Source organism: Chryseobacterium sp. JUb7 (assembly GCF_024806495.1).
Lineage (GTDB): Bacteria > Bacteroidota > Bacteroidia > Flavobacteriales > Weeksellaceae > Chryseobacterium.
The window spans coordinates 223,256-243,135 of sequence record NZ_JANUFF010000001.1; the positions used below are offsets into that span (position 1 = coordinate 223,256).

General features: G+C 33.3%; 17 protein-coding genes. 14 read left to right on the forward strand and 3 right to left on the reverse strand.

The features are described from left to right. The first annotated feature begins 9 nt into the window (after positions 1 to 9). The 9 genes from M2373_RS01040 to M2373_RS01080 all read left to right on the forward strand — a co-directional run bounded on the left by M2373_RS01040 (position 10) and on the right by M2373_RS01080 (position 8,207). Positions 10 to 738 carry a DUF3667 domain-containing protein gene (locus tag M2373_RS01040; RefSeq protein ID WP_259106537.1) on the forward strand — a complete coding sequence of 243 codons (729 nt, stop codon included), beginning with the start codon at positions 10 to 12 and terminating at the stop codon, positions 736 to 738. Between the two features lie 7 nt (positions 739 to 745). Further along, positions 746 to 1,447 carry a DUF2807 domain-containing protein gene (locus tag M2373_RS01045; RefSeq protein WP_259106538.1) on the forward strand — a complete coding sequence of 234 codons (702 nt, stop codon included), beginning with the start codon at positions 746 to 748 and terminating at the stop codon, positions 1,445 to 1,447. Positions 1,448 to 1,450: 3 nt separating this feature from the next. Next, positions 1,451 to 2,059 carry a hypothetical protein gene (locus M2373_RS01050; RefSeq protein ID WP_259106539.1) on the forward strand — a complete coding sequence of 203 codons (609 nt, stop codon included), beginning with the start codon at positions 1,451 to 1,453 and terminating at the stop codon, positions 2,057 to 2,059. Between the two features lie 134 nt (positions 2,060 to 2,193). After that, complete coding sequence (locus tag M2373_RS01055) at positions 2,194 to 3,909, forward strand: phospho-sugar mutase (protein WP_259106540.1); 1,716 nt, start codon at positions 2,194 to 2,196, stop codon at positions 3,907 to 3,909. 115 nt (positions 3,910 to 4,024) lie between these two features. Beyond that, the gene (locus tag M2373_RS01060; RefSeq protein WP_259106541.1) at positions 4,025 to 5,278 is read left to right on the forward strand and encodes a pyridoxal phosphate-dependent aminotransferase; all 1,254 of its coding nucleotides are present in this window, start codon (positions 4,025 to 4,027) and stop codon (positions 5,276 to 5,278) included. A 142-nt stretch (positions 5,279 to 5,420) separates the two neighbouring features. After that, positions 5,421 to 6,011 carry a hypothetical protein gene (locus tag M2373_RS01065; RefSeq protein ID WP_259106542.1) on the forward strand — a complete coding sequence of 197 codons (591 nt, stop codon included), beginning with the start codon at positions 5,421 to 5,423 and terminating at the stop codon, positions 6,009 to 6,011. A gap of 38 nt (positions 6,012 to 6,049) precedes the next feature. Next, on the forward strand, positions 6,050 to 6,772 hold the full coding sequence (gene kdsB, locus M2373_RS01070; protein WP_259106544.1) for a 3-deoxy-manno-octulosonate cytidylyltransferase: 723 nt from the start codon (positions 6,050 to 6,052) through the stop codon (positions 6,770 to 6,772). Between the two features lie 160 nt (positions 6,773 to 6,932). Continuing rightward, positions 6,933 to 7,595 (forward strand): outer membrane lipoprotein-sorting protein, encoded by a 663-nt coding sequence (locus M2373_RS01075; RefSeq protein ID WP_259106546.1) that lies wholly within the window; start codon positions 6,933 to 6,935, stop codon positions 7,593 to 7,595. Between the two features lie 36 nt (positions 7,596 to 7,631). Continuing rightward, positions 7,632 to 8,207 (forward strand): glutathione peroxidase, encoded by a 576-nt coding sequence (locus M2373_RS01080; protein ID WP_259106547.1) that lies wholly within the window; start codon positions 7,632 to 7,634, stop codon positions 8,205 to 8,207. Positions 8,208 to 8,319: 112 nt separating this feature from the next. On the opposite strand, the gene M2373_RS01085 is transcribed toward M2373_RS01080, so the two are convergent. Further along, complete coding sequence (locus M2373_RS01085; protein WP_259106548.1) at positions 8,320 to 8,976, reverse strand: NAD(P)H-binding protein; 657 nt, start codon at positions 8,974 to 8,976, stop codon at positions 8,320 to 8,322. 104 nt (positions 8,977 to 9,080) lie between these two features. Here M2373_RS01085 and M2373_RS01090 point away from each other — a divergent pair, with 104 nt between their 5' ends. Continuing rightward, positions 9,081 to 9,434 (forward strand): MmcQ/YjbR family DNA-binding protein, encoded by a 354-nt coding sequence (locus tag M2373_RS01090; RefSeq protein ID WP_259106549.1) that lies wholly within the window; start codon positions 9,081 to 9,083, stop codon positions 9,432 to 9,434. Positions 9,435 to 9,453: 19 nt separating this feature from the next. Continuing rightward, entirely contained in the window at positions 9,454 to 13,203 is a 3,750-nt protein-coding gene (locus M2373_RS01095; RefSeq protein ID WP_259106550.1) for a DUF3857 domain-containing protein, read from the forward strand. A gap of 42 nt (positions 13,204 to 13,245) precedes the next feature. Here the strand turns inward: M2373_RS01095 and M2373_RS01100 are convergent, their stop codons facing one another. Continuing rightward, complete coding sequence (locus tag M2373_RS01100; RefSeq protein ID WP_259106551.1) at positions 13,246 to 14,166, reverse strand: bifunctional riboflavin kinase/FAD synthetase; 921 nt, start codon at positions 14,164 to 14,166, stop codon at positions 13,246 to 13,248. A gap of 288 nt (positions 14,167 to 14,454) precedes the next feature. Between M2373_RS01100 and atpD the strand changes: the two genes are divergently transcribed. From atpD to M2373_RS01115, 3 genes are all read left to right on the forward strand, one after another. Further along, entirely contained in the window at positions 14,455 to 15,963 is a 1,509-nt protein-coding gene (gene atpD / locus M2373_RS01105; RefSeq protein ID WP_259106552.1) for a F0F1 ATP synthase subunit beta, read from the forward strand. An 88-nt stretch (positions 15,964 to 16,051) separates the two neighbouring features. Beyond that, positions 16,052 to 16,333, forward strand: a complete 282-nt coding sequence (locus M2373_RS01110) for a F0F1 ATP synthase subunit epsilon (RefSeq protein ID WP_259106553.1) — start codon at positions 16,052 to 16,054, stop codon at positions 16,331 to 16,333. 79 nt (positions 16,334 to 16,412) lie between these two features. Beyond that, complete coding sequence (locus tag M2373_RS01115) at positions 16,413 to 17,234, forward strand: hypothetical protein (RefSeq protein ID WP_259106554.1); 822 nt, start codon at positions 16,413 to 16,415, stop codon at positions 17,232 to 17,234. Between the two features lie 241 nt (positions 17,235 to 17,475). Here M2373_RS01115 and M2373_RS01120 read toward each other — a convergent pair whose 3' ends face one another. After that, positions 17,476 to 19,671 (reverse strand): radical SAM protein, encoded by a 2,196-nt coding sequence (locus M2373_RS01120; RefSeq protein WP_259106555.1) that lies wholly within the window; start codon positions 19,669 to 19,671, stop codon positions 17,476 to 17,478. Positions 19,672 to 19,880: the final 209 nt, after the last annotated feature.

Consider the following 19,880-nt stretch of genomic DNA (forward strand, 5'->3'; position numbering starts at 1 on the left):
ATCTTAATAATGAATAGAAAACGTTGTTTGAACTGTGGTCATTCAATTTCCGATGAGTTTTGTGCTCATTGCGGACAAAAATCTGACACAGCAAGAATAACTCCTCATTCACTTATTAAAAATGATATTCTCGGATCAATCTGGCATGTTGAAGCCAAGTTTTTCAATACATTGAAAGATGTTTTATTCAGACCCGGTACAACGGCGATGGATTATATTTCAGGAAAAAGAATCAGATACAACAATTTTATATCGTTGTTACTGATTCTTTTTGGTTTTAATGTGTTGGGGCTGCATTTTTATGAAAAATTTGCGCCGCCGGAAACATTGGCGAATGATTCTGAGATTAAAGATTTCTTTTCAAAATACTCCAAAACAATTCTGTTTGTGATCATTCCGATGTTGGCAATCAATGCTTATTTTCTCTTCAAAAAAATAAAATTAAACATTGCAGAGCATTTTATCATCGGAACAGTGAGTCTTTTAGGAATTTTAATCATATTTTTGTTGGACGATATTGTAAGTTTAATAGGTTTATGGAAGCCTGTTTCAAAGATTTTCAATATTTTTGATAAAGTTATATTCGGTCTTTTTATTCTCTTCCCCGCAGTCACATATTGGAATGCTTTTAAAAATTCATACTCAAAAACAGGTTTACTGTGTCGAGTATCAATTCTTTATGTTTTGATGGGAATAGAAAGTCTCACTATAATTATTATTTTATATAGAATATTTTAAGTTAAATATGAAAAATATATTTTACACATTCATGCTTGTTGCTATTGTTTCCTGTGGAAAAGTTTCTCCGAAAGGAACTATTGAAAGGAAAGATGTAGATGTTTCAGAATTTGTAAATCTGGATCTTGATGGGAAGTTTCGGGTATTCTATGCGAGAGGGACAAAGAACTTTGTAGAAATAGAAACTTATCCTAATGTTGCTGATAATCTTGATGTTGATGTGAAAGATAAAACATTATCGATCAAAGAAAAAAGAGGAACAAAAGGTGTTGATTTTTACAACGTTACCATCTATTCAAAATATAATCTTGAAAAAATTTCGATTTCTGATTCTGTAGAAATGAATATTTCAAGTGAAATTAAGACAGATAACTTTAAGCTGAATTTAAAAAATTACGCTACATTTATGGGTTCGGTAAATACCAGAAGAGCAGAAGTTGAAATGCTGAACCGAAGCAGAGCCAACTTTTTAGGTCAAACCAAAGATGCTGTAATAAAGATCTCTGATACAGCAAGTTTAATCGCTCCTTACTGGAAAATAGACAATCTGAAAATAGATTCTAAAAATGGAAATTATGCAGAAGTAAACGTAAAAGATTCATTAAAAGGACATGTTCAGAATACCGCAAAATTTATTTATTATAATGACCCAATTCGTGCATTTAAAATAGATAAAGATACGCGAGTGGAGAATAAGAAATTAGACTAGGATTTGGAAGAAAAAAAATATACAGCGAGTAGCATTCAAACTTTGGAAGGAATGGAGCATGTAAGGCTTCGTCCTCAAATGTATTTTGAAGATTGTTTTAAAGAAAACAATTTAAATTCTCTTGTATTTGAATCTCTTTGTCATGCAATTGATGAATATTTTGATGATAACTGTACTGAAATTATTATTAATGCTAATGGAAACTTGTTAAATATAGAATATAATGCAGGAATGTCTTTAGATAAATCTTGGGATTTAACTAAAGCTGAATGTATTATGACAAAAATTGGAGCTTGTAGCAATGAAAAAAAACATTTGGAAGTCGGGGATGAATTTTGCAGGGTTGGAATGGCTACAATTAATGCAGTTTCAGAAAAATGTGAATTAAAAACAATCTGGAATAAACGAAAAGCTCATTTTATTTTTGAAAAAGGAAAAACGATTTTTAGAGAAATTTCTGAAGCGGATATTTCTGAAGATTCAACAACAATAAGCTTTGAAATCGACAAAGAAATTTTTGAAAATTCTGTATTTGAATTAAATGAGTTACAATTAAAAATAAATTCATTAAAAGACAGATTACCAAGCTTGGAAATTAAATTTAATAAATAAAAATACTATCATTCAGAACAAGACGAAGTGACGAATCTTTTTTAAGTAAAAAATAGATTTCTGCTTCATCGAAATGATAATGCTGAAACGATAAACAAAAAACAAAGGAACTTTACAAATTATAAAATACAAATATGACAACATTAGAAAAAGCAAAACTTTGGTTAAGCGACACATTTGATAAGGAAACGAGAGACGCTGTTCAGTCATTAATTGACAGCAATTCTCCCGATTTGGAAGACTCTTTTTACAGAGAGCTTGAATTCGGAACTGGAGGGATGAGAGGAATTATGGGTGTCGGAACCAATCGTTTAAATAAATACACGTTAGGTCAAGCTACACAAGGACTTGCAAATTATATGTTAAAGCAGTTTCAAGGTGAGGAAATCAGTGTTGCGATTGCTTATGATGTAAGAAATAATTCAAAAGAATTCGGGAAATTGGTGGCTGATGTTTTAACGGCAAATGGAATTAAAGTATTGCTTTTCAAGGATCACAGACCGACTCCGGAATTATCTTTCACGGTACGTGACAAAAAATGTAACGGAGGAATTGTTTTAACGGCATCTCACAACCCACCGGAATACAACGGTTACAAAGTATATTGGAATGACGGGGCTCAAATTGTTCCACCACATGATGAAGCGATCATTAATGAAGTTTATTCTACAAAATTTGAAGATATTAAATTCGATGGAAACGATGAGTTAATCGAATGGATCGGAGAAGAGCAGGATGAAGTGTATATCGATGCTTGCATCGAAAATTCTACCTATCAGAATGTAGGAAAAGAAAATTTAAATATTGTTTTCACATCGATTCACGGAACAACCTATACAACAGTTCCTCAGGCACTTAAAAAAGCAGGTTTCAAAAAAATCGATTTAGTTAGAGAGCAAATGATTCCCAGCGGAAATTTCCCAACGGTAGACTCTCCAAATCCTGAAGAGCCTGCGGCATTGGAAATGGCGATGGATCTTGCTAAAATTACCAATGCAGACATCGTTATCGGAACAGATCCGGATGGTGACAGACTAGGAATTGCAGTTAGAAACCTGGATGGTGAAATGCAGCTACTGAATGGTAATCAAACCAATACGATTCTTACATACTACATTTTAAACGAGTGGAGAAAGCTTGATAAGATTACTGGAAAAGAATTTATCGGTTCTACGATTGTAACTTCGGATATTTTCTTTGATATCGCTCAAAAATTCGGTGTTGACTGTAAAGTTGGTCTTACCGGATTCAAATGGATCGGAAAAATGATCCGGGATTTTGAAGGCAGGGAAAAATTCGTATGTGGTGGCGAAGAAAGTTTCGGATTCATGACGGGAGATTTTGTACGAGATAAAGATTCATGTGGCAGTATTCTTCTAGCTTGTGAAATCGCAGCTTGGTGCAAAGCAAACGGAAGAACGATGTACCAGTATATGATTGAAATTTATCAGGAAACCGGAATGTATTACGAAGGTTTGGTAAATTTGGTAAGAAAAGGAAGAGACGGGGCAGAAGAAATTCAGAATATGATGAAAAACTTCCGCGAAAATCCTCCAAAAGAGTTGGCAGGATCATTAGTAGAAGAAGTAAAGGATTTCAAAGAGCAGACCAATTTCATCGTTTCAAAAGGAGAAAAAGAAGTGATGAATGACATTCCGAAGTCGAATGTATTGATTTATTACACTCAGGACGGAACAAAAGTTTGCGTAAGACCTTCAGGTACAGAGCCGAAGATCAAGTTTTATATCTCTGTAAAAGATTCGATTACCTCTGAAGCAGATTTCAGAGACAAATTAAAATCTCTGGACGAAAAAATTAATCAAGTTAAAAACGATCTTCAACTGACATAAAATATAGGGCTTAGGATTTAGGATAAGGAATTAGGTAATTTTTGCACGCAGAAACTAAGCCCTAAAACCTATTTCCTAAGCCCTCAAAATAAATTCTAATTAAATAAAAAATAAAGTGAAAGTTTCAAAATTAGCGGCGAACCTGATTGGTTCTGAAATTGTAAAAATTGGTAACGAAGTAAATGATTTAAAGGCAAAAGGAGCGGAAATTGCTAATCTTACCATTGGTGATTTGAATTCTAATATCTATCCGATTCCTGCAAAGTTGAAGGAAGAAATTCAGAAGGCTTATCAGAACAATCTGACAAATTATCCGCCTGCTAACGGGCTTTTATCTTTAAGAAAAGAAGTTTCTAAAGACTTAAAAACGAGATGGAATTTAGACTATTCACCAAATGATATTTTAATCACAGCGGGTTCAAGACCATTGATTTACGCAGTTTATAAAACAATCGTTGACGAAGGTGATAAAGTAGTTTATCCTACGCCATCTTGGAACAACAATCATTATGCATACCTTACTTCAGCTGATGCAGTAGAAGTAAAAACGACTCAGGAAAATAATTTCCTTCCGACTGCGGATGATTTAAGATCTCATTTGGAAGGAGCGGTTTTAGTAGCACTTTGTTCTCCATTGAACCCGACGGGAACAATGTTTACAAAAGAACAGCTTTCTGAAATCTGTGAATTGATTTTGGCTGAAAATAAAAAGAGAGGTGAAGATGAAAAGCCGTTGTACTTAATGTATGACCAAATCTATTCCAACCTTACTTTTGGTGCAGAACATGTTGACCCTGTATCGCTTTTCCCTGAAATGAGAGATTATACAATCTATATCGATGGTATTTCAAAATGTCTTGCTGCAACGGGAGTTCGTGTAGGTTGGGGATTCGGCCCTGCGCACATTTTAGATAAAATGAAGGCTCTTTTAACACACGTTGGAGCCTGGGCACCAAAACCAGAGCAGGAAGCTACAGCAAAATATTTTGAAAATCCTGATGATGTAAATGCTTTCGTTGAAGATTTCAAAGGAAAACTGGAGGCTAGCTTAAAAGTTCTTCACGGCGGAATTCAGGATTTAAAAGGTAAAGGTCTTGCGGTTGACAGCATTGAACCGATGGGAGCGCTTTACTTAACCATTAAATTAGATTATATCGGAAAAACAAAACCTGATGGGTCTGCTATCGAAAATTCCTCCGATTTGGTATTTTATCTGATTAATGAAGCTGGAGTTGCTTTAGTTCCTTTCTCGGCATTCGGTGAGGAGAAATCTGAGCCTTGGTTCAGAGCTTCTGTAGGTGGTTTGGCTACTGACGAAATTTCTGTAATGATGCCGAAATTAGAGAATGCTTTGAATGCTTTAAAGTAATATTTTAAATAAAAATAGATGCTTCGACAAGTTCAGCATGACAACTCTAAACCAACTGTTACTAGCAGATTGTTTTTATAGATGTCACGCTGAGCAGAGTCGAAGCGTTTTTTTTGAAATGTAAAATTTTCTATTTATAAGAATGAAATTCCAAAAAAAATCCTTCCTTGAAACAAAATTGCTGAGTTTTTCAACAGTAGGAATTATTATTTTGGTGATTCTAAGTGTTTGGTTTTCAGGCATTGGTTCTCACAGGTCTCTATTTCAAAATTCTATTGTTTCAACATCAATTTTAGCCGGTGCATTTTTCCTTTTTATTAGTTTAGGGTTGTATTATGGTTTGAAATTAAAAGATAATATTGGGCATGTTTTGAATAAAGAAAGAATAAAAAAAATTTCAGACCGAGGTTCGATAATTGATGGATTTGATTTTGATCCGACTTCTGTCGGTGACGGATTGGGAGGAATTATAATTTCGATTGTTTTATGGTTTGTGATTTCAATTCTTTTTACCATTTTATTGTATGTTTTAGGAGTTTTCTTTTGGGTTGTAATTTTATTATTTGCGGCAATGTTATATTGGATTTTTTTCCGAGCTTTACGTTTGGTATTTAAAAATTCGAAGCATTGTAAAGGAAATTTATTAAAAAGCTTGGCTTTTGGATTTTTTTATTCATTTCTGTACATCTCGTGGATCTATGGAATTATCTTTTTGGTTAATTATCTAAACTAAAAATAAATTTATAATTAATAATTCATAACTAGTTAAAAATGAAAATAATAGCAGTTATTCCTGCACGCTATGAAGCAAGCCGTTTTCCTGCAAAACTGATGCAGATATTAGGCGAGAAAACCGTTATTACAACAACCTATCAGAATGTTGTGGAAACAGGTTTATTTGATGAAGTTTTTGTAGCGACAGATTCAGAAATTATTTTTGATGAAATTACCAAAAATGGTGGAAAAGCTGTGATGACAGGTCAACATGAAACAGGAAGCGACCGAATAGCAGAAGCTGTACAAAATATTGACTGTGACATTGTGATCAATGTTCAGGGGGATGAGCCTTTCCTTAAACTGGAGCCTTTACAGCAGTTGATCGAAGTATTTCATAACGATGAAAATCAGGAGATTTCTTTAGCTTCATTAAAAATAAAACTAACTGAAAAAGAGGAAGTTGAAAACCCTAATAATGTAAAGGTTATCACTGATAATAATGGTTTTGCCCTGTATTTCAGCCGCTCTGTAATTCCTTTTCACAGAGAAATTTCTTTTGATGTGAATTATTTTAAACACATCGGTGTTTATGCTTTCAGAAAACATGCTTTAATTCAGTTTTCAAAACTGGAAATGAAGCCTCTGGAAATTTCAGAAAAAATTGAATGCATCCGTTATCTTGAATATGGCATGAAGATCAAGCTGATAGAGACCAATTTCGTAGGCGTGGGTATTGATACGCCCGAAGACCTTGAAAAGGCCAGAAAATTAATTTGAAAATATAATGATTGAAGTGGAGGAAGTGTAATGAAATATTCCGTCACTTCGAAAAAAACTACATTTTTTGTCTGTTTCTTTACACAAATATCATTTCAAAATTTTACTTTTTTACAAAATCGCAGCAAAAGCCTTATATTTGAATTTATAAATTGAATTAATGAAGAAAATAATCTTAGTATTCGTCCTGATACTTTCACAATTATCTTTCGCTCAGACAGCAAAGGAAATTATAGATAAAAATATTGAAATGTCCGGAGGTTTAACGAATTGGAAGTTGTTAAATTCAGTCTTACTACAGGGAAAAGTAATTTTAGGAATAAAAGATGAATATCCTATAAAAATATTTCAGCAACGCCCGAATCTTACTAAAACGGTGATTACTATTAATGGAAAAGATACCGCTATTGAAGGCTACGACGGATCTAAAGGCTATGCCATGAACTATGCAACCAATAAAGTTCAGGAATATCCGGATTATAAAGCTGAAAGTTTTGATAATGACTTTATAGATTGGGAAAATAAGGGTTTTGAGGCTAAATATTTAGGGAAAGAAAAAATAGGTGATATTTACTGTCATAAAGTTGAACTGACTAAAAACGTCAATAAAAACATTTATTATTTTGATACAAAGAGCTATATGCTTTTAAAAGAAATAAAAAAAGAGGAAACCTTGGTATATTCTGACTATAAAAAAGTTGGAAATCTGGCAATGCCTTTCAGAATAGAGTCTTCTAGTGCCAAAAAAGACGGTGATTATGTTATGTTAATCAACAGAATTGACATTAACAAGGTATTTCCGGCAAATACTTTTAAATTTTAATCCATTGCAGATCAGCTGCAAAATAAATAATCTAACATGAAAAAGATTTTTTTACTCATGCTTTCATTTGTAGCTTTTTTACAAAGTTGCATGAATCAGAAAAGTGAAGCGTCTAAAGCTAAAACCACCGAACTTATGGGAAAAACAATATACGACTTTAAAGTAGAAAGCCTTGATGGAAAGGAAATTAACTTTGCAGATTTTAAAGGGAAGAAAATCCTTATTGTAAACACGGCGTCAGAATGTGGATTTACTCCTCAGTATGCTGATCTGGAAAAGGTTTCTGAAGAGTATAAAGATAAAGTAGTGGTTGTAGGCTTCCCTGCCAATAATTTTGGGGGTCAGGAGCCCGGAACAAATACTGAAATCGGTGCTTTTTGCCAGAAAAATTATGGAGTTACTTTTCCTTTGGCAGCAAAGGTATCTGTAAAAGGAGATGATACTGCCCCAATCTTCAAATATTTAACTGAAAAAGAACTGAATGGCGTAAAAAACACAACCATTCTTTGGAATTTTACAAAATTCCTGGTTGATGAAAACGGTAAATTGATCGATACTTTTGTAAGTACAACAAAACCTACGGATAACGCAATTACGAAGTATTTCAAGTAGAAAATATAATAAAATAATTGCTTCAACAGGCTCAGCGTGACTTCCTATATTAATTTTAAAGTTAAAACGGGGTCAAGCTGAGCCTGTCGAAGCATTATTATAGTATTTATTATCACGCATTAGTTTTCTCAGCAAAGCAAAATATATTCCCCAGCTTAATACTGGAATAGCCATTGCTCTTAATTTTGGAAGAATTAATCATTGCTTTAGCTAAAATATCGGTAGGAAGTGGCTTCTGACTTTCCAAAAGGCCTAATTTATTTGCAAATTTTATGATTCTGCTTCCTAAAACTTCTCCAGTCCGGTCAGAATCTTTTCTTTCCAGCATACCGGGTTTAAAGATGGTTATTTTGTTGAAATGTAGCTGTTTTACAGCTTCTTCCAATTCACCTTTCATTTTGGAATAGAAAATTTTAGAACCTGGATTGGCCCCATAGGCAGATACTAAAATATAATCATCCACCTCATTTTCTTTGGCTGCTTTTGCAAATTCATATTGGTAATCAAAATCAACTTTTCTTTGGGCTTCTTTACTTCCTGCAGTTTTCAGCGTTGTTCCCAGGCAGGAAAATGCGACGTCACCCTTTACAGAAGCTTTCCATTCTTCAGGTTTTTCAAAATCTACAACATGTATTTTTAGTTTCTGATGATCGATATTTAATGGTTTTCTTACAAAAACATCCACCTGCTCGAAATCTTTATCGTTAAGTAATTGATTGACTAAATCTTTTCCTGTAGCACCTGTTGCGCCGATTACCAAAGCTTTCATAATTTATTTGTGATTTTGGTTTAAATAATTCAACAATTTGTCTCTTAAATTTACAAAATTTTAATAATATTGATACTTCTAATTTTTAAACTAATTAACAAAACATGGACACAAATGAAATTCTGGATTACTGCCTTGCCAAAAAAGGTGTTACTGAAACATTTCCTTTTGATAATGAAACACTTGTAATGAAGGTTGATACGAAAATGTTTTTATTAATGGGATTAGAAAGACAACCTTTAAGCATTAACGTAAAAACAGATCCGGAATGGAGTGCCGAACTTCGTGAAAGACATCCGCAGATCACAGGCGCTTTTCATATGAATAAGACTCATTGGAATTCCGTATCAGTAGATGGTTTAAAAAGAGAACTTATTCTGAAACTCATTGATCACTCTTACGATCTCGTTTTTAAATCCTTAACCAAGAAAGTTCAGATTAAAATTAATAACTTATAAAACAAACTTAAATTAAAATATGAGGAAAGTACTTATTTCCGCAGTCTACTTTTTGTCTGTAAGCGCTTTCGCACAAACAAAAGACCATACTAAAACCTGGGAACTATTACTGAATAATAAAAGAGATGAAGCCAGAAACTTTTATGACAAATCTTTAAAAGAACAAAAATTAAAAAACTTTGAATCCCTTTTTTTGGATGCTGTTATTAATCAGGAACAGGGTGAGATTATTTTTGATGAAACCTTCGTTAAAAATTTCATAAGCATTACGAATGATGAGACGTATCTGTATCCTGCTTTACGGGAAAAATTTATGCTCGGTGATACTGATGAAGAGGGTGTAGATGATTATACTTATAAAAAAGTCGATCTTTTATATGACAGCAGCTTTGGTAATCAGAATGCTATTATCGAATGTAAGGCTCATTTTGATAATATAAGAAAGAACGAACCCGGAAATCTTGCAGCCTTGTCAAAACTGGCAAGAATTGATAAATGGCAGTTTGCCGGAGTTTTTGAAAATTTAAATGGCAGTGGTCTCGATAATGAATATGAGCCTGAAACCTATGCTAAAAATGATAAATTATTTAATGCCAATAGTTTCGGAAAGGTAGGTTGGTATAATAGGAGGTATAGTGATAATGACGGATTCAGTTTTTTTCTGAATGAAATGGAATATGGAAGGGGAATTATTTATGCCCAATCTTTTATAGAAAATCCTGCAGAAAGAAAAATATGGCTTGAAGTTGATGCGAATAATGAGCTCAAAGTATTTTTAAATGATGTAGAAATTCTTTCCAGTACCAAGGATGGTTATACGTCTACGGGATCCCACCTCGTGGAAGTAACTTTACCGAAAGGAATGAACAGGCTGCTTATTAAAAATGATTCGCAGACAGGAAAAATGGCTGGTTTTATGGTTGTTCCATATGATACCAATTATCAGAAGATTACAGATCTGAAATATTTTGATACTTATAAAGAGTACTCAAAAAGTACATTTGCACAGCTTCAGCCTAAAGAGTTAGAATTAAGATTTGAAAAAAAATTAAAGGAAAAAATTGCTCAGAATTCTGATAATTTTGTGTACGAATATCTTTTAATATTAGGTTATCTTAATAATCAGCAATTTGAGAAGGCGAAAGAAAAAATAGATGTTTTTACTCAGAAATACCCGAAATCATCTCTCGTTCAGACCCTTCTGTCACGATATTATACAAGTATTGAAGATAAAGAAAAAGTATCTGAAGTACTGAAAAATATAGAAATGAATGATCCTCAGTATTATATTGTTCCGGTCTTAAAAATGGCGGATGATGAACTGATAAAAAATATGAGCATTCAGGAGCTGGAAAAGTATAAAGCTATTCTGGTAAAAACGAAGGCGAAATCTATGGCTGAGATTTTTGATATGATGATATCTGCCAGAAATCATGATATAGATAAAATGAAAACGCATATCAATAATTTAAAAAATACTTTTGCAAATAATGAGAAATTCTTCGTTCTGTTCAGCTATCTGGAAGATGTGGAGAAAAAAGATCAAAGCGGGATCATAAAAAAGCTGGAAGATTTTCTGGATAAGAAAAACAACATAGACGTTATGTCTTCACTGTTAGGTTATTATGAAAATGCAAACAGGGTAGAAGATCAAAAAAAACTGTTACAAAAATATATCACACTCTATCCATCTGTAAATATTTTCAGAAGTAAATATATTGCTCTCTTACAGGAGAATCCCAAGGATCCGGAAATTAGCCGCCAGCTTGATGAAGGGTTGGGTAATTTTCCGTATTCATATTCTTTAATGGCTTTGAAAGCGCAGATTGCTGCTTTACAGAGTAACAAGACAGAGGCTGTGAAATTTGCCAAGGAATCTCTTTCCCATAATACGGAAAACGAGCAGATGCATAAGCTGATCAAAGATTTAGATAAAACTCAGGACGAAATTGATCAGGTTTCTATTAAAGACCTTCATAAACTGGTTGCAGAAAGAAGAAATAAAAGCATAAAAGGTAAAAAGGGAGTAACAACACTTCTGGATGAATATATTGTGAACGTCTATCCTGAAGGAGGTTTGAAAAAAAGAAGCACCTATGCCTATGAAATTACTTCTGAAAAAGGAATTGAAGAAATAAAAGAGTATTATGTCAATTATTACGATCAGGTACTGAAATCTGAAATTATAAAGCCTAACGGAAGTATTGTTCCCGGGGAAAAATCTGAGGATCAGATTGTTTTCACTAATTTGGCCGTTGGAGATGTCGTTCTTATTCAAAAAGAAAGTCTGGAGAGAAATGGAGGAAGATTTTATAAAGATTTTAATTTAAGTTCGTATTTTAACTCTGAATATCCTGTTGTTGAGTCTATTTTTACGGTTATTACTCCTGAAAATTTAAGTTATCAGGTTAAAAGTAACAATAAGGAAGTTTCATCAACAAAGAAAAAAATCGGAGACAAATTATTTCAGACGTGGAAACTGAATGATCTAGCCGAAGTAAACCTGGAAGAATATTATGCACCAAGTTATTACGATGCCACTATTTCCGTCACCGCCAATTCTATTAAAACATGGCAGGAAATTGCCAATTGGTATGCTGATCTTACCAAAAAAAGTCTTGTTTCGGATGGGGTTGTAGAAAAAGCTTTCAAAGAAATATTCCCGAATGGTACTGCAGGGATCAATGATATCCAGAAGGCAGAAAAAATTTATAATTACATAGAAAAAAATGTTACATATAGCTCTGTAGATTTCCGCCAAAGTGGTTATATTCCTCAAAAGCCATCAAAAACGTTGGTTACAAAGCTGGGAGACTGTAAAGATCTATCGACATTATTCTTGATTTTAGGAAATCAGGCGGGTTTAAAATCGAATCTTGTGCTGGTTCAGACCAATAATAATTCTTCACAACGTCTTTTACTTCCGAATCTTAGCTTTAATCATTGTATTGTAAAGGTAAATCTGGACGGAAAAGATACTTTCCTGGAAATGACAGATAAATATTTACCGTTTAATTCAGCCGTTAAATCCAATTATAAGGCAAAAGGTTTGGTAATTAATACGGATAAAAACAGTGGTTCTACAGATTTAATTGATCTGTCGATTGATAATAATGTTAAAAGTATCTATAAGACCATCAGTGATGTAAATATTAACGGAGAGAATCAGAATTTTTCAACCAAGCAGTATGTGATGGGAGAAACAAAGAGTTATTTCAACGATTTCTTTCAGGACAACCAGTCAGACGACAACAGAAAGAAAAATATGGAAGAGCAGTATGGTTCCGTACTTGATAAAGTGATCAGTGTAAAATCTGTAAAACTGATTGATGGTAAAGATCTTACGTCAAATCCTCTAACCTATGAAGTTCAGTTTAATGTCAATGATAAACCTCAGTCTGTCGGAAGTTTAAAAATTATGAAAATTCCTTTTGTGACGAAGCCTTTTACAAAAGAGATTGTAGCCACAGAAAACAGAAATACCGATATTCAGTATACAAAATACGAAAAACAGAACGAATATGTAGAAGAAGTATATCTGAACATTCCAGAAAGTATGAAGTTTATAGAAATCCCGGAGAATAAGGCGTTGGCTTATAATAATTTCAAATATTCGATTAATTATGAGTTGCAGAAAAATAATAAGCTTAAAATTACACGAATAGCCAATACACCTTGGGATAATATTAAAAAAGAACAGTATCCTGAATTTAAAAAATTCGTTGAAGATGCTATAAATACTGAAAACCAAATTTTAGGTTATAAATAGACCAAAAGAAAAGCTTACAGATCTCTGTAAGCTTTTTTTATGTTAAAAATTAAACGCCTGCGTTAATTTTTTATCCTCATCAAGTCTTTCAATCAGTTTTTCAAGACCTTCAAATTTTATCTCATCATGAAGAAAATCTCTGAATTTCACTGTGATCTTTTCATCATAAATATCTCCTTCAAAATCAAGGATATAAACCTCGACCGTTAATTTTTCTCCGTTTACAGTTGGGTTTGTTCCTACACTCAGCATTCCTTTATACTGTTGGTCTTTTACAAAAACTTCAACAATATAAGCACCTTTTTTAGGTAAGAGTTTAATAGATTCAGTCTCAATATTAGCAGTCGGATATCCGATTGTCCGTCCGATTTTCTTGCCGTGAACAACAGTTCCGGAAACAGAGTAGGAGTAACCAAGCATCTCATTGGCTTCCTGAATATTACCTGTTAAAAGAGCATTTCTTACTTTAGTGGAACTGATATTATTTTCGTGAATATTAATGGCTTCCATTTGTTCAACCTCAAAATCCAGTTCTTTTGATAATTTTTGAAGCAGTTCAAAGTTTCCGCTTTTATTTTTTCCGAAAGAATGATCGTAGCCAATGATTAAATATTTTACATTAAGTTGATCCACTAAAATCTGACGCACAAATTCTTCCCCCGTTAAGTTTCTGAATTCTTCATCAAATTCTTTAAGAAATAAATTTTCAATGTTATATTTTTCCATCAAAAATTTCTTCTCATCTATGGTATTCAGAAGTTTAAGATCCTCATTCGGATTAAAAACAAATCTCGGATGTGGCCAAAAAGTAAGTACGGCAGTCTCCAAATTGTTCTCGGAACCTACTTTAATTAATTCATCAATAATACTTTTATGACCAAGATGTACTCCGTCAAACATGCCTAAAGACAACGCTAAAGGCTTTTGAGAAGTATAATCTTTAAAATTTTTGAAAACTTTCAAAACGAAAAAATTTTGACTGCAAATATAAAGCCTTTAAAATTATCTATGATTATATCCTGAGAGTTATTTTTAAGTTATAATTTTTTACATGATCTATCATATTAGGATGCTTATTAATGAAAGTGTATCTTTGAAATGCATTATTATATTAAAATCAAAGGAAAATTCAAAGAAATTAACATAAAAATTTGCATTTAAAATTCTTCAAAAAGCATGATAAAAATCTTTTTTTTACCAATTGCGGGTTAATGAAGAATCATTATATTTGCACCAAGAAAAAATTTAGCAATGGCAAACCAAATTAAAGGTAAAATTTCTCAAATTATTGGTCCGGTAATCGACGTTGTCTTTACAGATGTTGAATCTGTTCCAAGTATTTATGACGCGTTAGAAATTACAAAAGAAAACGGTGAAAAAGTAGTTTTAGAGGTAGAACAACATATTGGAGAAGATACTGTAAGATGTATCGCAATGGACGCTACTGATGGTCTTAAAAGAGGGCAGGACGTAATCGGATACGGAAATCCTATTACAATGCCAATCGGTGAGGCTGTAAACGGAAGACTTTTCAACGTAGTTGGGGATGCTATCGACGGACTTCAAAATATTTCTAAGGAAGGTGGTCTTCCAATTCACAGACCAGCTCCAAAATTTGATCAACTTTCAACTTCTGCAGAAGTTTTATTTACAGGTATTAAAGTAATCGACTTAGTTGAGCCTTATGCAAAAGGAGGTAAAATTGGTTTGTTCGGTGGTGCCGGTGTAGGTAAAACAGTATTGATCCAGGAGTTGATTAACAATATTGCAAAAGGACACGGAGGTCTTTCAGTTTTTGCCGGAGTAGGTGAAAGAACGAGAGAAGGAAATGACCTTTTGAGAGAGATGTTGGAATCAGGAATTATCAAGTATGGTGATGATTTCATGCATTCTATGGAAAATGGAGGTTGGGATCTTTCTAAAGTAGATTTAGAAGCTATGAAAGATTCAAAAGCTGCATTCGTTTTCGGACAGATGAACGAGCCACCTGGTGCAAGAGCGAGAGTAGCACTTTCTGGTCTTACACTAGCTGAATACTACAGAGATGGAGGTGAAAGCGGACAGGGTAGAGACGTACTTTTCTTCGTAGATAACATCTTCCGTTTTACACAGGCTGGTTCTGAGGTATCTGCACTTCTTGGTCGTATGCCATCTGCGGTAGGTTACCAACCAACGCTTGCTTCTGAAATGGGTGCGATGCAGGAAAGAATTACTTCAACTAAAAATGGTTCAATTACTTCAGTACAGGCGGTTTACGTACCTGCGGATGACTTAACTGACCCGGCTCCTGCAACAACGTTTGCTCACTTGGATGCAACAACAGTACTAGACAGAAAGATTGCTTCATTGGGTATTTATCCAGCGGTAGATCCATTGGCTTCTACGTCAAGAATCTTGGCTCCGGAAATTATCGGTGAAGAACACTATAACTGTGCTCAAAGAGTAAAAGAAATTCTTCAAAGATACAAAGCGCTTCAGGATATCATCGCGATTCTTGGTATGGAAGAACTTTCTGAAGAAGATAAATCAGTGGTTTACCGTGCTAGAAAAGTTCAGAGATTCCTTTCTCAGCCTTTCCACGTAGCTGAACAGTTTACAGGTATTCCAGGATCATTGGTAGATATCAAAGATACAATCAAAGGATTCAACATGATTATGGATGGTGAATTAGATCACTTACCGGAAGCTGCTTTCAACTTGAAAGGAACGATCGAGGAAGCTATCGCAGCCGGACAAAAAATGTTAGCTGATAACGCTTAATAAAATTAATTAGACACAAGATGTCAGATTCTAGACATGAGACTGTTATGTCTGAAATCTGAATTCTGAAATCTTTAAATCTAAACTAATGAATATAAAAATTTTAACACCAGAATACGTAGTTTTTGAAGGGGAAGTAGAATCAGTATTATTGCCTGGAAAGAATGGTGAATTTCACATCATGAAAAATCACGCAGGAATCGTTTCTTCTTTGATCGGTGGTAAAGTAAAGCTTTTTGCTAAATCTATTGATGAAGCTTATGCTAAGAACTTAACTAAAGAAAATGAGAAAGACTCAGTTTTTTCTTATTCTATCAAAAGCGGTGTTGTAGAATTTAATCATAATAAAGGAATCATCCTTTGTGAATAATTAAATGAAAAGCTAAATATATTTTCAAGAAAGTGTAACTTTGGTTACACTTTTTTTATGCATGTAAAAATCTGATTTTATGAGGGATAGTATAATCATGTTGTTTACAATTTTAAGCGTCTTATGCAATGCTCAGATTATTAAAACTAAAAGAGGTATTGTAAGCCTTGACGGAGTGCATGTGGCGAAGATTTCCAATAAGTCAAATGTATATACTTTTATGGATTTGAAGGAAACTCCGATGTACACAATAGAATTTGTTGATAAAAGTATTGTTGATTCTGTAAGAGACAGCTATATCAGACTCAACAGAGTGTATAATAGGGATAAAGTTTTAGAGCTTGACTATATTTCTCCATCAGCATTTTCAGGAGATGAAAAATCGGCTGTTTACACTTGTATAAAAGGGCTTAAAATCATTGATAATAAAGGAATTAATATCAAGTCACTGGATGAACTTTTTAAAAATGTTCCTAAGCGGAAGCTTGATACAAAAACAAAAGAGGCCTATACCACCAGAAGTAAAATTGATAAGATGAATATTACGGTGAATAATGTAGGTGAAATTTTAAGTAACGGAAAGCCTGTAGGATATTTTACTAATTTACCCGTAAGTTTTGGATCTGATAATACGATTTCTGAGAAAACATTTGTTGATATTGAAATATATGATGCCAACAGTAAGTATATTGGAAAGTATATTACGACAACAAAACAACTGAAAACAGCTGGTGGGAAAACGTTTACGATTTACAAAGAAATGTCAGGACGTGCATCTATTTTAAAGTTTCCGACCTATCAGGCCATCGCAGAAAGAATGGCTATAATGGATCCCAATTTCATCAAAATCCAGGAAAAAGTGATTGTAGGTGAAGTCACAAAAGATAATGCTCAAAAATAAAATCATCAATAGGCATAAAACCCGCTTACAGAAAGATATAAATTCAAATGGCTCCAGCCGAAAAATATAAAAAATCTCCTGAAATTTATTTTTCAGGAGATTTTTATTATTCTATGTTTTTAAAAATTTGTCATTCTGTAGAAATCTTCACATAGTTTTGCTAAAATTCCAGCTTAGGTTCCTACGGAATGATAAACTGAGTGGGAATTTTTTTGAGTATAAAAAATCGTAAAAGAGAAATTTACAGACTCAAAATCACGCCATTTTCTTTCAACTGTTGGATTGGTTTCGAAAACCAGAATAATTCAAAATCTTCAAAATTTTCCTCAAAATTTGTCTTAAGTTGTTGGAGAGTCATTTTTTTAGATTGATCTGTAGAATTTTCTTCAAACATTTTCATCAGCCAGCCAGCCTGTTCCTGTTCCAAATCGATGCTGACAATATTGGTTTTTAAATGGATTGTAATTTTAGTGTACGGATAAATATATTTCTTTTTTGTTTTTACGCGATTCTCAGCGATTACGTTTTTTGTTAAAAAAATGATTTTTGAATTTCCTTTAAATTTAAAATCATCATCATCTAGCAGAGAGTCATGAATATAATCCGGATGAATTGTAGTTCTTGGAATTTTAAAATCAAACCATTCCTGAAGAGACAGTTCAAAATTAATTCCGTGCATATAATTGAAAAGTGATTTCTTTAATCCAAAACTAAATTGACTGTGATCGATTCCGGTTTTATCTGTAAAATCGATATCATTGTGGGCAAATAAAATTTCCTGCTTGATCGGAGTCACTCCAAATTCTTCAGGATTGATTCCGACAGGAGAGTGAGCGGTCATCGCAAACTGATGCCAAAATCCACTTTGTAAAATTCCCATCTCAAATAATTGACGAACCATTTCTAATGAGTCAATTGTTTCCTGAACAGTCTGTGTCGGATAGCCATACATTAAATAGGCATGAACCATAATTCCGGCTTCTGTAAAATTCCGGGTGACTTTGGCAACCTGATCTACAGAAACTCCCTTGTCTATCAATTTTAATAAACGATCGCTGGCTACTTCAAGTCCACCAGACACGGCGACACAACCTGAAAGTTTCAATAAAAAACATAAATCCCGGGTAAAGCTTTTTTCAAAACGAATATTCGTCCACCAGGTTACGACAAGATTTCTTCTCAAAATCTCCAAAGCTACTTCGCGCATTAAGGCAGGTGGTGCTGCTTCATCTACAAAATGGAATCCTGTTTCACCCGTTGTCTGGATCAGTTCTTCCATTCTGTCGACCAGAATTTTTGCGGAAATTGGTTCGTAAATTTTTATATAATCTAAAGAAATATCACAAAATGTGCATTTCCCCCAGTAGCAGCCATGGGCCATTGTCAGCTTATTCCATCTTCCATCGCTCCATAAGCTGTGCATAGGATTCGCAATTTCGATTACAGAAACGTATTTATCTAGTTGTAAATCAGTATAATCGGGGGTGCCGACTTCTGCTTGTTTATAATCGTGTCTTTTAGAATTATTTTTATAAGTAACTTTTTGATCTTCAATTAAGAATGTTCTTTTAAATTGCGACTCGTTATTTTTCTCAATATGAAAAATATTTTCATACAGCAATTCGATCGGAAGCTCGCCATCATCTAAGGTAATAAAATCGAAAAACTCAAAAACCCTTTTATCTTTGATTTCCCTTAATTCTGTGTTTGGAAAACCACCGCCCATTGCTGTTTTGATGTGAGGATAATTTTCTTTAATAAATTTTGCACAACGGAAAGCGGAATATAAATTTCCTGGAAAAGGAATAGAAAAGCAGACCAGTTTTGGCTGCACTATATCTAGTTTTTCCTGAAGAATTTTTAAGGTAAAGTCATCTATAAAAGTTTGATTTTCTGATAACTTTGAATGTAATTCATCAAAAGAATTGGCACTTTTTCCCAGCCTTTCAGCATATCTGCTGAACCCAAAATCTGAATCTATATTTTCAATAACATAATCAGACAGATCTTCTAAATATAAGGTTGCCAAATGTTTAGCCTTATCCTGTAATCCCATATTTCCAAAAGCGAACTCCATATCATCCAACTGATTGAACCTTGATGCTTCAGGTAAGAAATTCATGGAACAGATTTGTCTTGCCAGTGTTGGATTTTTTCCCTGTAAAAAAGAAATAACCTGATCAATCGTTTTTATATATTCGTCCCTTAACGTAAAAATTCTTTGAGAATTTTCCGAAATGTTTTGAATAATAATTTCTTTGTCAAAAATTTTCTGAATTCCTTCTTTAGAAAATAGTGCTAAAATTACTTCTATCCCCAGATCAATTTGATAGCTTGAAATATTTTTGGTATTTAAAAAACCTTTAATATAAGCAGTTGCAGGATAAGGAGTATTGAGTTGGGTAAAAGGCGGAGTGATAAGAAGCAGATCTTTCAACAGAGAATTTTTATAATTATTTTAAAATGAGTTTTTATTAAAACTCGTGTCAAAGATATAAATTTTTCAGCTATTTGTTGGTTTGTTATTCTCCGTTTTAAATTAATTTAGAATTAAAAAAAGATCTGTAAAATTGCTTTAAAACTGCCTGTTCAGGGGTATTTTTTGGAAAATAAAAAGAAATCTATTTTTATTGAATATTTATAATT

What these genes read in the sequence shown, in the direction of transcription:
- M2373_RS01040 (WP_259106537.1), top strand. Translation starts at nt 10, where the DNA reads ATGAATAGAAAACGTTGTTTGAACTGTGGTCATTCAATTTCCGATGAG.
- M2373_RS01045 (WP_259106538.1), top strand. Translation starts at nt 746, where the DNA reads ATGAAAAATATATTTTACACATTCATGCTTGTTGCTATTGTTTCCTGT.
- M2373_RS01055 (WP_259106540.1), top strand. Translation starts at nt 2,194, where the DNA reads ATGACAACATTAGAAAAAGCAAAACTTTGGTTAAGCGACACATTTGAT.
- M2373_RS01065 (WP_259106542.1), top strand. Translation starts at nt 5,421, where the DNA reads ATGAAATTCCAAAAAAAATCCTTCCTTGAAACAAAATTGCTGAGTTTT.
- kdsB (WP_259106544.1), top strand. Translation starts at nt 6,050, where the DNA reads ATGAAAATAATAGCAGTTATTCCTGCACGCTATGAAGCAAGCCGTTTT.
- M2373_RS01075 (WP_259106546.1), top strand. Translation starts at nt 6,933, where the DNA reads ATGAAGAAAATAATCTTAGTATTCGTCCTGATACTTTCACAATTATCT.
- M2373_RS01080 (WP_259106547.1), top strand. Translation starts at nt 7,632, where the DNA reads ATGAAAAAGATTTTTTTACTCATGCTTTCATTTGTAGCTTTTTTACAA.
- M2373_RS01085 (WP_259106548.1), bottom strand. Translation starts at nt 8,976, where the DNA reads ATGAAAGCTTTGGTAATCGGCGCAACAGGTGCTACAGGAAAAGATTTA.
- M2373_RS01090 (WP_259106549.1), top strand. Translation starts at nt 9,081, where the DNA reads ATGGACACAAATGAAATTCTGGATTACTGCCTTGCCAAAAAAGGTGTT.
- M2373_RS01095 (WP_259106550.1), top strand. Translation starts at nt 9,454, where the DNA reads ATGAGGAAAGTACTTATTTCCGCAGTCTACTTTTTGTCTGTAAGCGCT.
- atpD (WP_259106552.1), top strand. Translation starts at nt 14,455, where the DNA reads ATGGCAAACCAAATTAAAGGTAAAATTTCTCAAATTATTGGTCCGGTA.
- M2373_RS01110 (WP_259106553.1), top strand. Translation starts at nt 16,052, where the DNA reads ATGAATATAAAAATTTTAACACCAGAATACGTAGTTTTTGAAGGGGAA.
- M2373_RS01115 (WP_259106554.1), top strand. Translation starts at nt 16,413, where the DNA reads ATGAGGGATAGTATAATCATGTTGTTTACAATTTTAAGCGTCTTATGC.